This window comes from Pseudomonas sp. yb_5, from assembly GCF_043103865.1.
Classification (GTDB): domain Bacteria; phylum Pseudomonadota; class Gammaproteobacteria; order Pseudomonadales; family Pseudomonadaceae; genus Aquipseudomonas; species Aquipseudomonas putida_Y.
Genome location: NZ_JBICKE010000047.1, coordinates 1 through 14,371, shown reverse-complemented (window position 1 = coordinate 14,371; position 14,371 = coordinate 1). Strand labels below are relative to the sequence as shown.

Annotated in this window: 12 protein-coding genes; 4 read left to right on the top strand and 8 right to left on the bottom strand. The window is 63.7% G+C overall.

Going from position 1 to position 14,371, the window contains the following annotated elements:
* Nucleotide 1 precedes the first annotated feature (1 nt).
* The 4 genes from ACF8GF_RS05555 to ACF8GF_RS05540 form a co-directional block, all read right to left on the bottom strand.
* Complete coding sequence (locus tag ACF8GF_RS05555) at nt 2-1,579, bottom strand: aldehyde dehydrogenase (NADP(+)) (RefSeq protein WP_392460368.1); 1,578 nt, start codon at nt 1,577-1,579, stop codon at nt 2-4.
* A 95-nt stretch (nt 1,580-1,674) separates the two neighbouring features.
* Nucleotides 1,675-2,622 carry a dihydrodipicolinate synthase family protein gene (locus tag ACF8GF_RS05550; protein ID WP_176685076.1) on the bottom strand — a complete coding sequence of 316 codons (948 nt, stop codon included), beginning with the start codon at nt 2,620-2,622 and terminating at the stop codon, nt 1,675-1,677.
* Nucleotides 2,623-2,664: 42 nt separating this feature from the next.
* Complete coding sequence (locus tag ACF8GF_RS05545) at nt 2,665-3,591, bottom strand: 4-hydroxyproline epimerase (RefSeq protein ID WP_209967556.1); 927 nt, start codon at nt 3,589-3,591, stop codon at nt 2,665-2,667.
* Nucleotides 3,592-3,614: 23 nt separating this feature from the next.
* Nucleotides 3,615-5,228, bottom strand: a complete 1,614-nt coding sequence (locus tag ACF8GF_RS05540; protein ID WP_176685074.1) for an APC family permease — start codon at nt 5,226-5,228, stop codon at nt 3,615-3,617.
* Between the two features lie 377 nt (nt 5,229-5,605).
* Here ACF8GF_RS05540 and ACF8GF_RS05535 point away from each other — a divergent pair, with 377 nt between their 5' ends.
* On the top strand, nt 5,606-6,382 hold the full coding sequence (locus tag ACF8GF_RS05535) for a helix-turn-helix domain-containing protein (RefSeq protein WP_392460367.1): 777 nt from the start codon (nt 5,606-5,608) through the stop codon (nt 6,380-6,382).
* Here the strand turns inward: ACF8GF_RS05535 and ACF8GF_RS05530 are convergent.
* Nucleotides 6,370-7,257, bottom strand: coding sequence for a LysR family transcriptional regulator (locus ACF8GF_RS05530; protein WP_176685826.1), 888 nt, complete (start codon nt 7,255-7,257; stop codon nt 6,370-6,372). The two genes, ACF8GF_RS05535 and ACF8GF_RS05530, sit on opposite strands and share 13 nt — an antisense overlap.
* Before the next feature lie 141 nt (nt 7,258-7,398).
* Between ACF8GF_RS05530 and moaB the strand changes: the two genes are divergently transcribed.
* The gene (gene moaB, locus ACF8GF_RS05525) at nt 7,399-7,917 is read left to right on the top strand and encodes a molybdenum cofactor biosynthesis protein B (RefSeq protein ID WP_392488130.1); all 519 of its coding nucleotides are present in this window, start codon (nt 7,399-7,401) and stop codon (nt 7,915-7,917) included.
* 46 nt (nt 7,918-7,963) lie between these two features.
* On the opposite strand, the gene ACF8GF_RS05520 is transcribed toward moaB, so the two are convergent.
* Both ACF8GF_RS05520 and moaA read right to left on the bottom strand, forming a co-directional pair.
* Nucleotides 7,964-8,863 (bottom strand): bestrophin family protein, encoded by a 900-nt coding sequence (locus ACF8GF_RS05520; RefSeq protein WP_176685822.1) that lies wholly within the window; start codon nt 8,861-8,863, stop codon nt 7,964-7,966.
* A 20-nt stretch (nt 8,864-8,883) separates the two neighbouring features.
* The gene (moaA, locus tag ACF8GF_RS05515; protein ID WP_392488129.1) at nt 8,884-9,888 is read right to left on the bottom strand and encodes a GTP 3',8-cyclase MoaA; all 1,005 of its coding nucleotides are present in this window, start codon (nt 9,886-9,888) and stop codon (nt 8,884-8,886) included.
* 224 nt (nt 9,889-10,112) lie between these two features.
* Between moaA and ACF8GF_RS05510 the strand changes: the two genes are divergently transcribed.
* Nucleotides 10,113-12,443 carry an FdhF/YdeP family oxidoreductase gene (locus ACF8GF_RS05510; RefSeq protein WP_176685824.1) on the top strand — a complete coding sequence of 777 codons (2,331 nt, stop codon included), beginning with the start codon at nt 10,113-10,115 and terminating at the stop codon, nt 12,441-12,443.
* A gap of 109 nt (nt 12,444-12,552) precedes the next feature.
* Here ACF8GF_RS05510 and ACF8GF_RS05505 read toward each other — a convergent pair whose 3' ends face one another.
* Complete coding sequence (locus tag ACF8GF_RS05505; RefSeq protein ID WP_003254691.1) at nt 12,553-13,014, bottom strand: Lrp/AsnC family transcriptional regulator; 462 nt, start codon at nt 13,012-13,014, stop codon at nt 12,553-12,555.
* 92 nt (nt 13,015-13,106) lie between these two features.
* Here ACF8GF_RS05505 and ACF8GF_RS05500 point away from each other — a divergent pair, with 92 nt between their 5' ends.
* Nucleotides 13,107-14,288 carry a PLP-dependent aspartate aminotransferase family protein gene (locus ACF8GF_RS05500; RefSeq protein ID WP_176685825.1) on the top strand — a complete coding sequence of 394 codons (1,182 nt, stop codon included), beginning with the start codon at nt 13,107-13,109 and terminating at the stop codon, nt 14,286-14,288.
* Nucleotides 14,289-14,371 lie beyond the last annotated feature (83 nt).

Sequence of the window (14,371 nt, the reverse complement as noted above, 5' to 3'; positions counted from 1 at the left end):
CTCAGTCTTCCCGTTTACCATCAAGCAGGCGCCGCAGCTGCAGCGGGTTGCCGTGTTTCAATGCCTGCGGCAGCAGCGCATCGGGGACGTCCTGATAGCAAACCGGGCGCAGGAATCGCAGGATCGCCGCCGTACCCACCGAGGTGGTGCGTGCATCGGAAGTGGCCGGGAACGGCCCGCCGTGGACCATGGCATCGCACACCTCGACGCCGGTCGGCCAGCCATTGACCAGAATACGCCCGGCCTTGCGCTCAAGGGTGGGGAGCAGGGCGCGAGCGCTGTCGATGTCGGCCTCGTCCAGTTGCAGGGTGGCGGTCAGCTGACCTTCCAGCTGTTCGGCTACCTGGCGGACCTGCTCATCGTCGGTGCAGGCAACGACCAGCGACGCTGCACCGAACACTTCAGCCTGCAACGCCGGGTCGGCGAGAAACGCTTCGGCCTGGGTTACGAACAACTGTGCCTGGCACTGGTTGGGGCCCTGACCGGTTTGGCCACTGGCGATGGCCTGGGCACAGGGGTTGTCTGCCAGGGCTGCGATACCGGCCTGGTAGGCACTGAAAATGCCGGGGGTGAGCATGGTTTGGGCGGAGGCCTGCTGCACGTACCCGGCGGCTGCAGTGATGAACCGCTGCAATGCCGGCCCCTGCCGGGCGATTACCAGACCGGGGTTGGTGCAGAACTGGCCAGCGCCCTGAGTCAGCGAGGCGACGAAACCTTGTGCCAGTGCTTCGGCACGGGCTTGCAGGGCGGCGTCGAACAGGAACACTGGGTTGATTGAACTCATTTCGGCATACACCGGGATGGGCTCCGGGCGCGCCTGGGCGGCTTGGCACAACGCCATGCCACCGCTGCGCGAGCCGGTGAAACCAACGGCCTTGATACGTGGGTCGCTGACCAGGGCAATGCCCACTTCGCGGCCGGAGCCATAAAGCAGCGAGAACACACCCTCCGGTAAGCCGCACTGCTTCACTGCTTGAGCCACTGCCTGGCCGACCAGCTCACTGGTGCCGGGGTGGGCACTGTGTGCCTTGACCACCACGGGGCAGCCAGCGGCCAGTGCCGACGCGGTGTCACCACCGGCCACCGAGAAGGCCAGCGGGAAATTGCTGGCGCCGAACACGGCGACTGGCCCCAGGGCCACCTGGCGCTGGCGCAAATCAGCGCGGGGGAGGGGCTGGCGCTCAGGCAGGGCGCTGTCGACCCGCACGTCCAGCCATTCGCCGGCCCGCACCACACGGGCAAAGGTGCGTAGCTGGGTGCAGGTACGACCACGCTCGCCCTGAATGCGCGCCATGGGCAGTCCGGTTTCGGCCACGGCGCGGTCGATCAGGGCATCGCCTAGGGCCTCGATCTGTATGGCGATGGCTTCAAGGAACTCTGCTCGTTGTTCGAGCGAAGTTTCGCGGTAGGTATCGAATGCCGCCCAGGCCAGCGCGCAGGCCTGGGCCACGTGTTCGCCTGTGCCGCCGAGGTAGGTCGGTTCCAGAGCCTGACCGGTGGTTGGGTCGATGGCACGGATGGCTTCGCGGCTGCCGGTTACCGGCCTCTGGCCGATCAGCAGGTTGCCTGTGAGGGTCATGGAGCCTCCTTGGAAATCTAATGCAGATGCATGGGGGGGATTACGCCCCCTGTAGGAGCGGGCACGCCCGCTCCCACAGGTAGAGCAGTGGCTGCTCAGGCGATGTTCTGCTCAGCCGACCAGCTGGCGTACCAGCTGCGGAACAGCGCGTACTGCTGTTCGGCATAGTTGCGCTGAGCGTCGGTCAGGACGTCGGTCTCGTTGAAGTGCAGGCTGTACTCGGTGTCGCCGTTCAGCACCATCAAGTGCTTGTAATACAGCACCAGGTCGCAGCCCTCATCGAACGACGACAGCACCGCCAGCGCCGCTTCCAGCTCGCGCGCCAGGCGGCGGGCACGGGCGTCGCCTTTGGCGGCCTGTTTGCTCAGGCTCACCAGTTGCAGCACTTCGCGCGGCAGCGCGTTGCCGATGCCGGTGATGGCGCCGGTGGCGTTGCAGTTGACGAAGCCATGCACCACCTGGGTGTCGACGCCGACCATCAGGGTGACATCGTCATCCTTGGAGGTAATGTGTTCGGCGGCGTAGCGCAGGTCGGCGCCACCGCCGAACTCCTTGAAGCCGATCAGGTTGGGGAACTCGCTGCGCAGTTCGAAGAACAGGTCGGCGCGGGTGGCAAAGCCGTAGTAAGGGCTGTTGTAGATCACCGCCGGCAGTTTCGGTGCGGCAGCGAGGATGGCCGAGAAATGGTGCTTCTGGGCGATCAGCGAAGCACCGCGGCTGAGCACGCGGGGGATGACCATTAGGCCGGCGGCGCCAACCTTGGCGGCGTGTGCAGCATGCGAAACCGCCTCACGGGTGTTCACCGCGCCCGTTCCGACGATGGTCGGGATGCCGGCCGCCACCAGGCGCGCCACGCCTTCCTGGCGCTCGGCCTCGGTCAGCAGCGGCCAATCACCCATCGAACCGCAGTACACCACCGCGCTCATGCCGGCCTCGATCAGCTCGCGGCCCTTGCGCACCAAGGCGTCGAAGTCCGGTTTGCGCTCGGCGGTGCACGGGGTCATCAGGGCGGGCATGGTGCCGGTGAAGATGTTGTCATTCATTGTTGTCACTCCTGGCAAAGTTCAGTCGGGAAAAGACCGGGGTCAGATGCCCCAGGCGAACGGGTCTTGTTCGTCGATCAGCAGGGTGCTGTCGGCGGTCATATAGGCGCGGCCGGTGATGAACGGGCGAATGCGTTCGCCGTCGCGCACGTAGCGGCCATGGAACTGGCTGCCGGTGATGCTGGCCTGCACCCAGGTCTGGCCTTCGGCTAGCTTGCCGTCGGCAGCCAGGCAGGCCAGCTTGGCGCTGGTGCCTGTGCCGCATGGGGAGCGGTCGTAGGCCTTGCCGGGGCACATCACGAAGTTGCGGCTGTCGGCTTTGGAGTCGTCGGCGAACAGCTCGATGTGGTCGATGGGCGCGCCGTTTTCGCCGGTGACGCCCTGGGCTTCCAGGGCCTTGAGCATGGCCCAGGTGTACTCGGTCAGCACTTCGCGGTTATCCAGCTCGATCCTCTGGCCGTGTTCGGACACAAGGAAAAACCAGTTGCCGCCCCAGGCGATGTCGCCGCGCACCACGCCATGGCCGGGCACGTCCACCGCCACATGCTGGCGGTAGCGGTAGGAGGGCACGTTGGCGACGGTGATGGCGCCATCTTCATGCAAGGTGGCGCTGACCTGGCCGACCGGGGTGTCGATCTTGTGCACACCCGGCGTGATCAGGCCCAGGTGCTGTAGCGAGGCGACCAGGCCGATGGTGCCGTGGCCGCACATGTTCAGGTAACCGGCGTTGTTGAAGAAGATCACCCCGCAGGTGGCATCGGCCGACACTGGCGGGCAGTACAGTGCGCCAACCAGCACATCGTTGCCGCGTGGCTCCAGCAGGCAGGCGCGGCGCCACCGGTCGTGCAGTTCGCGCAGTTCGTCGCGCTGTTCGGCCATGCTGCGGCCGTGCAGTTGCGGAAAGCCCTTCATCACCAGGCGGGTCGGTTCGCCGCCAGTGTGGGAGTCGATGACGTGAATCTGTTTCATGGGCTTGTCCCTTGCGTAAAAGATCAGGAAGCGACGGCAACAGGGCGGCCGTTAGAGGTTTCAGCGCAGGCTTCGCTTTCGTCGTCGCCTTCCAGGCGTACCAGGTGGGCAGGCACGCCTGTAGCGGCGCCCCAGTAGTAGATGCCCAGCGCGCAGGCGGCCACGACCACGGTGTCGAGCGGGTGGCCGATTACCCCCAGGCCGCCGAAGCTGCCCAGCCACGACAGCAGGATGGTCACCGCATAGAACCCGATCAGCCACGCCGACGAGCGAACTTGCTGGGCCAGCGAAAGGTGTTGGGTGGGTACGAAACGGCTGCACAGCAGGTACAGCACGAACATCACGATCTGCAGGGCCAGCAGCCACGACACGGTTTTCCAGCCAGACCAGTACACGATCAGGGCAGCGATGATGAACGACAGCGGGCCGAGCACGGCCATGCCCTTGACCCGGAACGGACGCGGCATGTGTGGTGCATTGCGGCGCAGGGCGGCGACGCTGACCGGGGCCACGGCGTAGCTCAGCACCAGGGCAGCGGACACCACGTTGATCAGCGCTTCCCACGATGGGAACGGCAGGGTCCAGAACACCGACAGGCCAAATGTCAGCCACAGGGCCGGGCGCGGGATGCCGGACTCTGCATCGATGCGGGTGAAGTACTTGAAGAAGGTGCCGGTCTGCGCCCAGCCATAGATCACGCGCGGGGTGGCGTTCATGTAGATGTTGCCGCAGCCGCTTGGCGAGATCACTGCGTCGGCCACCACCAGGTAGGCGAGCCAGCCCACACCCAGGGCCAGGGCGATGTCACGGTAGGGCAGGGCCAATTCCTTGGTCACGCTGGCCCAGCCGTTGGCCAGCATTTCGGTCGGCACGCTGCCAAGGAAAGCCAGTTGCAGCAGCGCGTAGATGGCGGTGGACAGCAGTACCGACAAGATCAGTGCAATGGGGATGGTGCGTTGTGGGTTCTTCACCTCGCTGGCCACCGAAATGATCGGCGTCAGGCCCAGGTAGGCGAAGATGATGCCACCGGCGGATACCGCCATTTCCACCCCGGACAGACCGAACGGGGCAAAGCCCTGGACCTCGAAGTTTTCCGGTTTGAAGAAGGTGAACAGTACGCCGATCACCAGCAGCGGCACGATGAACTTGAACACGCTGACCAGGTTGTTGGCCTTGGCGAAGGTTTTCACGCTGCGGTAGTTGAGGAAGAAGAACAGCCCCAGCAAGGCGAACTGCACCAGCCAGCCGAGCACGGTCGGGTCGCTGGAGCCGGCCTTGGTCAGCCCGGGAAACCAGGCGGCGGCGTATTGGCGTGAGGCGACTACTTCGATGGCGATCAGGCTGGAAAAGGCGATCAGGGTGATGAAGCCCATCAGGTAGCCCAACAGCGGGCCGTGCGAGTACACCGGGTAGCGCACCACGCCACCGGCGCGGGGCAAGGCGGCGCCCAGCTCGCAGTAGACGATGCCCAGCAACAGTACGGCGAACCCGCCCAGGAACCAGGAGAGGATGCCGGCCGGGCCGGCGATGGCCGAGACATGGCTGGCGGCAAACAGCCAACCGGAGCCGAAGATGGCGCCTAGGCCGATGAAGGTGAGGTCCAGCAGTGATAACTGTTTTTTGAATTTGCCTGACATGGGTTCGCCTTTTTGTTGGTTATTGGATAGGCAGGTCTGATGTCACGAGATGCGGCTTTTGGGGCCGCGCTCTTGTAGGACTTGGGCGGCTTGCGTGGGGCATAGAGTGAACTGGTCGGGGCGGCGGTTCTTGATGGTTTTCTGCAGAGGGGATGACGAAATCGGCACAGTTGCAGAAAAAAAGTGGTAAGGCGCAAAGCGGGGGGATAGGCTCAAAGCCATACCGGATAAGGGTTTGAGAGATGCAGTGCTAGTGTCGGCCCTTTCGCGGGTGAACCCGCTCCTACAGGTACGGCGTAGAATTCGAAATCTGTGGGGGCCCTGTAGGAGCGGGTTCACCCGCGAAGAGGCCGGCCCAGCCAGCAGAGAACCGACAGATGACCGACGCCGCAACCCTCTACCAGTCCCTGGACCAGCACCGCCCCGCCACCCTTGAGGCCCTGCTCGCCGGTGTATCGCTGTTGCTGCCGATGCTCGACGCCATCCCCAACGCCGCGATCTTCATCAAGGATTCTGCCGCCCGCTATGCGTTGGCCAACAACACACTGGTCCAGCGCTGTGGCCTCAAGCGCCTGCAACCGCTGCTGGGCAAGACCAGCGCCGAGGTGTTTCCGGCACAGTTTGGCCCCGGTTATACCGAGCAGGATCGACGTGTTCTCAAGGAAGGCCTGGTGCTGGAGGACCAGTTGGAGCTGCACCTCTACGGCAGCCGTGAGCCCGGCTGGTGCCTGACCCACAAGCGCCCGCTGTACAACCCTGCTGGCGAAATCATCGGCCTGGTCGGCATCTCGGTCGACTTGCAGTCAGCCGCTGACAGCCACCCCGCCTATCAGCGCCTGGCTGCGGTGGACGAGCACATCCGCCGGCATTTTCATCAGCCGATCAGCATGGGCGAGCTGACCCGCATCGCTGGTATCTCCGTGGCTCAGTTGGAGCGCTACTGCAAGCGCGTGTTCCACCTCACGCCCCGGCAGATGATCCACAAGGCACGCCTGGAGCACGCCCACCGACTGCTGCATTCGGAGCTGCCGATCACTGAAGTGGCGATGCGCTGCGGCTACACCGATCACAGCGCCTTCAGCCGCCAGTTCAAGCAACTGACCGGCTTCACGCCGCGCCAGTACCGCCAGGCTACCGCCAATCAGGTGGCCTGAAACAGCCCACGCGCCTCGGCAAAGCATTGCTCGGCAATCGCCGAGCGCGGCTCGCTACGGCGCAGCAGCAGCCCGACCGGGCTAAGGATGGCGGCGTCGGCCACCGGCAGGATTCGCAGGTGCTCGCTGAGGTCTTCCAGGCCGCAGTCCAATGGCATGATCGCGCAGCATATGCCGGTGTTGATGGCCTGGATAAGCTGGAAGCTCGAGTCGCTCTCAAGCACCGCATTGGGTTCAAGACCACGGCTACGGAAGCTCAGGTCCAGCGACTGGCGGTAGTGCATGCCTTTGCTCAGCAGCCCCAGCGGAATGTCGCCGAGCTCGTCCCAGCGCAGTCGGTCGCTGGCGAACTGGAAGTGCCGCGTGTCGTGCAGCAGGCCCATGGTGGTGGTGCCGAGTTCGATCACTTCGAAGAAGCTGGTGTTGACCTGGTCCAGGTAGCAGATACCCAGGTCGAGCTGGTTGCGGCTCAGGCCGTCGAGGACCTGTTCCGAACTCAGCGAGCTAAGCTGAAAGTGCAGTTCGGGGTATTTTTCGCGCAGGGGCAGCAGCAGGTGCATGGGATTGAAGCTGGCCAGCGGCACCGTGCCCAGGCGCAGGCTGCCGACCACTTGGCCACGGCAACTTGCAGCCTCGGCCTGCAGGCCGTCGTGGGCCGCGAGCAGGGTGCGGGCCCAGGCCAGGATGCGCTCGCCGGCCTCGGTGAAGCCTTCGAAGCGCTGGCCACGCTTGACCAGCACCAGGTCCAGCTCATCCTCCAGGTTGCGCAGGCGCATGGACAGCGTCGGCTGGGTGATATGGCACAGCGCCGCCGCCTGGCCGAAGTGGCGGGTCTGGTCGAGTGCGATGAGGAACTTGAGCTGCTTGATGTCCATGGAAGTGCCTGGCGTCTGATTGTGCAGACCATAACCCACGTCTGCGATAGATGTCATTGATCGGCCGGTACGCCATATCGATTGGACGCACCTGGGGCTATGCCTCTAGCGTGGTGAAAATGCCCTTCAAGGAGCTTCATTGTGCGCGTCCAACTTGATGCGGTCTTCGTACCGCTGAACATCGCCGTGCTGACTGTCAGCGACACCCGTACCTACGACAACGATACTTCCGGCGAGCTGCTGGCCAACCGCTCGGTCGAGGTCGGTCACCGGCTGGTGGCGCGAGCGCTGCTCAAGGACGACCTGTACAAGATCCGCGCTCAGGTGGCCAGCTGGATTGCTGATGAACAGGTGCAGGTGGTGCTGATCACCGGCGGTACCGGCTTTACCGGGCGCGACAGCACACCCGAAGCGGTCGAGTGCCTGCTGGACAAGCGTATCGATGGGTTTGGCGAGTTGTTCCGGGCATTGTCGATTCTCGATATTGGCAGCTCGACCGTGCAGAGCCGGGCGTTGGCCGGGTTGTCCAACCGCACGTTGGTGTGTTGCCTGCCGGGCTCGACTGGGGCCTGCCGCGCCGCTTGGGAAGGGATTCTGGCCGAGCAGCTGGATGCACGGCACCGGCCATGCAACTTCGTCAAACACCTGTTGCCGATGTAGGAGCGGGTTTACCCGCGAAGAGGCCAGAACAGGCAACCACCCACGGTCAGCTCAACACATACCCCACCGGCAACAAGGCGGGAGGCAGTTGCTGCTCCCCCAATCCGGCCAGCACATCGCGCTCCACCGTCCGCACCATGGCATCGGTCGGCAGATCGTTCTCATCGCGCCCGAACGGGTCTTCCAGCTCGTTGCCGATCGCATCCAGCCCGAAGAACGTGTACCCCACGATGGTGGTGAACAGCGGTGCAAGCCAGCCCAGCGGCTCGGCCAGGGCAAACGGCAGCAGCAGGCAGAAAATGTAGATGGTACGGTGCAGCAGCAGGGTGTAGGGAAACGGCAAAGGCGTGCCCTTGATCCGCTCGCAGGTGGCCTGCACTTCGGTCAGGCCCACCAGACGTTGTTCCAGCAGGTTGTAGCGCCATTCGCTGATCTGTTGCTGCGCGGCCAACCGTGAACAGTGTCCACCGATTTCACGCAGGATGCCGTCGCACACATTGTGCGGGCTGATCGCATCGGCCTGGGCCAGCCACGGTCTGGCAGCTGCCCGTTCGTCCTCGTTACGCAGCCGGGCATTGAGTGCATGAGCGAAACCACACAAGTTGCGCAGCAGTTCGGTGCGCAGTGTTTCGTCGGCAATCGCCACGCTTTCCCGCACGAACGAGCGGGTTTCGATAATCAGTTTGCCCCAGGCCTTGCGCCCCTCCCACCAACGGTCATAGCACGCGTTGTTGCGAAAGCTCATGAAGATCGACAACGACAGGCCCAGCAAGGTGAACGGCGTGGCGCTGACCGGGTAGAAATACGCCGGGTAATGCCGCTCGACCAGCACGATCAGCGCGGCTAGCAGTGTCACCATCAGGCAACGCAGGGCAATGCGTTTGACGATCGACCCCTTGAGGGTGAACAACACGCGCAACACATCGGTGGAGGGGGGGACGATCATGGAAATCCAGAGACGGCTGCTCAGCCGCCGGTCATGTTCATGAAGCGCAGGATCTGCACATCGCCACCGACTTCGAAATGATGGCGATAGGGCTTGAGGTGCAGCGAGTCGCGAATGGCCTTTTCCAGGCGTTCGGGGTTGCCAGGGTGGGCGCGCAGCACGTGCTTGAGGTCTACCGAGTGTTCGTTGCCCAGGCACAGCAGCAGGCGGCCTTCGACGGTAAGGCGCACGCGGTTGCAGGTGGCGCAGAAGTTGTGGCTGTGCGGTGAAATGAAGCCGACCCGCGTATTCGCGGCTTCGGCCAGGCGCCAGTAACGGGCCGGCCCCATGGACGATTCGGTCGATTCGATCAGCGTGAACTGCTCGGCCAGGCGTGCCCGTACTTCATCGCTGGAGCAGAACGATTCGCCACGTTCATGCTCGCTTATCACCCCCAGCGGCATTTCCTCGATGAAGGTGATGTCCAGCTCGCGTTCGATGGCAAAGCGCACCAGATCGACCAGTTCATGGTCGTTGCGGCCTTTGAGGACCACGCAGTTGAGTTTGGTGCGTTTGAAACCCGCCTGGCGTGCGGCGTCGATACCGGCGATTACCTGGGTAAGGTCGCCGGTGCGGGTCAGTTGCTTGAAACGGTCGGCATCCAGGCTATCCAGGCTGATATTCAGACGTGTCACCCCGGCGTCGAACAGCGGCTGAGCCAGGCGCCCGAGTTGCGAGCCGTTGCTGGTCAGGCACAGCTCGCGCAGGCCGGGCAGGGCGGCGATGCGCCCGCACAGGTCGACGATGCCCTGGCGTACCAGTGGCTCGCCACCCGTCAGGCGGATCTTGCGGGTGCCCAGAGCGACGAAGCGTTCGGCCACCTGGAACAGTTCTTCGAGGCTGAGGATTTGCTGGCGCGGCAGAAACTGCATGTCTTCGGCCATGCAGTACACGCAACGGAAGTCACAACGGTCGGTGACCGACATCCGCAGGTAGTCGATTTTCCGGTTGAAGCCGTCGATCAGGGCCCGGCTGTTCTGTTCCACGTTCGCACTCGAATGGGTTGGGACATGACTCCAAGCTATAACCTGGCCGCAGGGCCGTCAAATTGCTTTGCCTGACCGGTTGATCGATGGCCTCTATCGCTTGGTATGGCATCTGGCGGCCCCTGATCGAAACCGCTTATCACGCCGTAAGATCTTTCGATTGGACGCGGCCTCCCCACGCTCCATAGGCTGGAAAAAAGCATCGAAGCGTGAGGATTCATCGCATGAGCCAGGACGAACACATCAGGGACTACAAGGGCGCCGCCGCCGGCTGGGGGGCGCTGAAAAGCGTGACCAAGAGCTGGCTGGGCAGCGACAACGCCTTCAAGAACCTGCGGGCCATGCTCAAGACCAACCAGAACGGCGGCTTCGACTGCCCCGGCTGTGCCTGGGGCGAGTCGCCGGAAAGCGACATGGTCAAGTTCTGCGAAAACGGCGCCAAGGCGGTCAACTGGGAAGCCACTGGCCGTTCGGTGGACCCGGCATTCTTCGCCAGGTACAGCGTCAGCGCGCTGAAGGAACAGACCGACTACTGGCTGGAATACCAGGGCCGCCTCACCCACCCGATGCGTTACGACGCCGCCACCGACCACTATGTCGAAACCACCTGGCAGGAGGCCTTCGAGCTGGTCGCCAGGCATCTGCGTGCGCTTGAGTCGCCAGATGAGGCCGAGTTCTACACCTCGGGCCGGGCCAGCAACGAGGCGGCGTTCCTCTACCAGCTGTTCGTGCGCGCTTACGGCACCAACAACTTCCCTGATTGCTCGAACATGTGCCACGAAGCCAGCGGCGCGGGTATGTCGGAAACCCTTGGGGTGGGCAAGGGCACCGTGGTGTTCCACGACCTGGAGCTGGCCGACGCGATCTTCGTCATCGGCCAGAACCCCGGCACCAACCACCCGCGCATGCTCGAACCCCTGCGGGAAGCGGTCAAGCGTGGTGCCCAGGTAGTCTGCTTCAACCCGTTGAAAGAGCGTGGCCTCGAGCGCTTCCAGCACCCGCAGCACCCGTTCGAAATGCTCAGCAACGGCTCCGAGCCGACCTCCAGCGCCTACTTCCGCCCGGCCTTGGGTGGGGACATGGCGGCAATGCGCGGTATTGCCAAGTACTTGTTGCAATGGGAGCGCGAGGCGCAGGCCAAGGGCGAGCCGGCGGTGTTCGACCATGCCTTCATCGCCGAGCACACCAGCGGCGTCGACGATTACCTGGCGGCGGTGGACGCCACGTCCTGGGAGCACATCGTCAAGCAGTCGGGCTTGACCCTGGCCGAGATCGAGCTGGCCGCACGCATGTATCGCAAGGCCGAGCGGGTCATCATGTGCTGGGCCATGGGCGTCACCCAGCATCGCCATTCGGTGCCGACCGTGCAGGAAATCGTCAACCTGCAGCTGCTGCGCGGCAACGTCGGCAAACCCGGCGCAGGCCTGTCGCCGGTGCGTGGCCACAGCAACGTGCAGGGTGACCGTACCATGGGTATCGACGAGAAGCCGTCGGCGGCGCTGCTCGATGCCATCGAAAAACGCTTCCAGTTCAGTGTGCCGCGTACCCATGGGCACAACGCGGTGTTGGCGATCAAAGCCATGGAAGAGGGGCGGGCCAAGGTGTTCATCGGCTTGGGCGGCAACTTTGCCCAAGCCACCCCGGACACCGCGCGCACCCACGCGGCGCTGCAGAATTGCGCGTTGACCGTGCAGATTTCCACCAAGCTCAACCGCTCGCATCTGGTCACCGGCCGCGATGCGCTGATCCTGCCGTGCCTGGGCCGTACCGAAATCGACCTGCAGGCCGAAGGGCCGCAAGGCGTGACCGTGGAGGACACCTTCAGCATGGTGCACATCTCCAACGGCCAGTTGCGCCCGCGCTCGCCGCATATGCGCTCGGAACCCTGGATCATCGCCGGCATGGCCAAGGCTACGCTGGGCAACCAGCCGATAGACTGGGAGTTTGCGGTGGCCGACTACAGCCGTATTCGTCAGATGATCGCAGACGTTATCCCTGGTTTCGCCAGCTTCAATGAGCGCTTGCAGCAGCCGGGCGGTTTCCACCTGGGTAATACCGCCGCCGATCGCAACTTCCGAACGGCCACGGGCAAGGCCCGGTTCATGCCCCACGCGCTGCCCGAGGAGTTGGTCAATGCCAAGGTGCTGGCCCGGGGTGACAAACCCGACCTGATCCTGCAGACCCTGCGCTCGCATGACCAGTACAACACCACCCTGTATGGCCTGGACGACCGCTACCGGGGGGTGTTCGGCCTGCGTGAAGTGGTGTTCGTCAATGAGGCCGACATCCGTCGCCTGGGCTTCGAGCCGGGTGAGCAGGTGGACCTGGTGTCGCTGTGGGAGGATGGCGTGGAGCGGCGGGTGTCGGGCTTCCGCCTGGTGGCGTATGACGTGCCCGAGGGACAGGCGGCGGCGTATTACCCGGAAACCAACCCGTTGGTACCGCTGGAAAGTTATGGCGAGGGCACCTACACCCCGACCTCGAAATTTGTGGCGATCAAGGTTGAGAAAGCCAAGGCGGGGAACCGCATTGCGGCGGTGTTGGCCTCGGATTGATGGGGTGCCTGTGCTGGCCTCTTCGCGGGTGAACCCGCTCCTACGGGACCCCTCAGCGCTTGAGGTTGAGGTGATCCTGCGGGTTTGTCCGCGAAGCATCCAGCACCGGTCAGGCGCGATGCACCGGGTAAGCCGTGGTGTATTTCATTTGCTCCATGGCAAAACTGGAGGTGATGTTCGATAGCCCATCGGTACGGGTAATCAGCTTTTTGTAGAACCGGTCATACGCTGCGATATCGCCCACCACCACCCGCAGCATGTAGTCCCAGTCCCCGGACATGCGGTAGCACTCCATCACTTCCTCGAACCCGGTCACGGTCGCGGCAAACTGCTCCAGCCAGGCGCTGTCGTGGCGCTGGGTCTTGAGCTGGACGAACACGGTAAGCCCCAACCCCAGCCGTTCGGGGTCCAGCAGGGCGACACGGCCGAGGATATAGCCATCTTCCTCCAGGCGCTTGACCCGCTTCCAGCACGGTGTGGTGGACAGGTTGACGGCCTCGGCCAGGTCCTTCAGCGAGATCGAGGCATCACGCTGTAGCAGGGTAAGAATGTGCTGGTCGAAACTGTCCATATCGTGCGCTGGCCGTGCAGAAAAATATTTCACAGATTACCCCAAGGCCAGACGATTTGGGTTGTGCGATAGTTGCAGCTTTCATTCTGCCAATGGGCCTGACCATGTCCGACAAGCCGCGCAATTTCGCCACCCGTACCATTCACGCCGGCGAGCAGTTCAGCGTTGCCGATAACGCCATTTTTCCGGCCATCGTCACCGCCAGTTCGTTCACCAAGCGCAGCCTGGACGATAAACCGGAATATTCCTACAGCCGCGTCGGCAACCCCACCCGGCATGCCTACGAAACCTGTGTCGCGGCCTTGGAAGAAGGCGTGGGCGCTGTGGCCTGCGCCTCGGGGGTCAATGCCACCGCAACCGTGCTTGAGCTGCTGCCCAAGGATGCCCACGTGGTGGTGATGAACGGCGTGTACGGTGGCACGTTCCGCATCATGGAAGATTACCGCAGCCGCACCTCGGGGCTGACCACCACCTATGTCGATCTCAACGACCTTGAGGCCGTAGCGGCTGCGATCACGCCGCAAACCCAGCTGATCTGGATCGAGTCGCCGACCAACCCGTTGCTGCACCTGGTCGACATCAAGGCGGTGTGCGACCTGGCCAAGGCCAAGGGCATCCTCACCTGCATCGACAACACCTTCTGCTCGCCGTGGAACCAGCGTCCGATCACCCTGGGTGTGGACCTGGTGATGCACTCGGCCAGCAAGTACATCGGTGGCCACTCCGACCTCACCGGCGGTGTGGTGGTGGCGGCCAACGATGCGTTGCTGGCACGTCTGCGCCGTATCAGCATGGCGATTGGTGCGGTGCAGGGGCCGTTCGACTGCTACCTGGCCCTGCGCGGTCTGAAGACCCTGGATGTGCGCATGGAGCGCCAGTGCGGCAATGCCCTGCAGGTGGCACGCTTCCTGGAAGGTCACGCGCAGGTCGAGCAGGTGTATTACCCAGGGCTGGAAAGCCACCCTCAGCATGAGCTGTGCAAACGCCAGATGCGCAGTGGCGGGGCGGTGGTGGCGATGAAAGTGAAAGGCGACCGCGCCGCGCTCAATCGCCTGGTGGAGGCGCTGCAGATCTTTGTCCTGGCCGACTCGCTGGGCGGGGTGGAGAGCATGATCAACCATTCCTGGAGCATGTCGCACTGCTCGCTGAGCCCGGAGCAGAAAGGGGTGATGGGGATCAGCGAGAACCTGCTGCGGTTGTCGGTAGGTATCGAGGATTACCGTGACCTGGTCGAGGACCTGGATGGGGCGTTGAAAGCGCTGGTTGCTGTGTGAGGGCTGCAGGCCCTTTCGCGGGTAAACCCGCTCCTACGACGGTCTGCGCATTGGCGTAGGAGCGGGTTTACCCGCGAATACGG

What these genes read in the sequence shown, in the direction of transcription:
- ACF8GF_RS05510 (WP_176685824.1), top strand. Translation starts at nt 10,113, where the DNA reads ATGAGCCAGGACGAACACATCAGGGACTACAAGGGCGCCGCCGCCGGC.
- ACF8GF_RS05545 (WP_209967556.1), bottom strand. Translation starts at nt 3,591, where the DNA reads ATGAAACAGATTCACGTCATCGACTCCCACACTGGCGGCGAACCGACC.
- ACF8GF_RS05555 (WP_392460368.1), bottom strand. Translation starts at nt 1,579, where the DNA reads ATGACCCTCACAGGCAACCTGCTGATCGGCCAGAGGCCGGTAACCGGC.
- ACF8GF_RS05500 (WP_176685825.1), top strand. Translation starts at nt 13,107, where the DNA reads ATGGGCCTGACCATGTCCGACAAGCCGCGCAATTTCGCCACCCGTACC.
- ACF8GF_RS05550 (WP_176685076.1), bottom strand. Translation starts at nt 2,622, where the DNA reads ATGAATGACAACATCTTCACCGGCACCATGCCCGCCCTGATGACCCCG.
- ACF8GF_RS05530 (WP_176685826.1), bottom strand. Translation starts at nt 7,257, where the DNA reads ATGGACATCAAGCAGCTCAAGTTCCTCATCGCACTCGACCAGACCCGC.
- ACF8GF_RS05535 (WP_392460367.1), top strand. Translation starts at nt 5,606, where the DNA reads ATGACCGACGCCGCAACCCTCTACCAGTCCCTGGACCAGCACCGCCCC.
- ACF8GF_RS05505 (WP_003254691.1), bottom strand. Translation starts at nt 13,014, where the DNA reads ATGGACAGTTTCGACCAGCACATTCTTACCCTGCTACAGCGTGATGCC.
- ACF8GF_RS05540 (WP_176685074.1), bottom strand. Translation starts at nt 5,228, where the DNA reads ATGTCAGGCAAATTCAAAAAACAGTTATCACTGCTGGACCTCACCTTC.
- ACF8GF_RS05520 (WP_176685822.1), bottom strand. Translation starts at nt 8,863, where the DNA reads ATGATCGTCCCCCCCTCCACCGATGTGTTGCGCGTGTTGTTCACCCTC.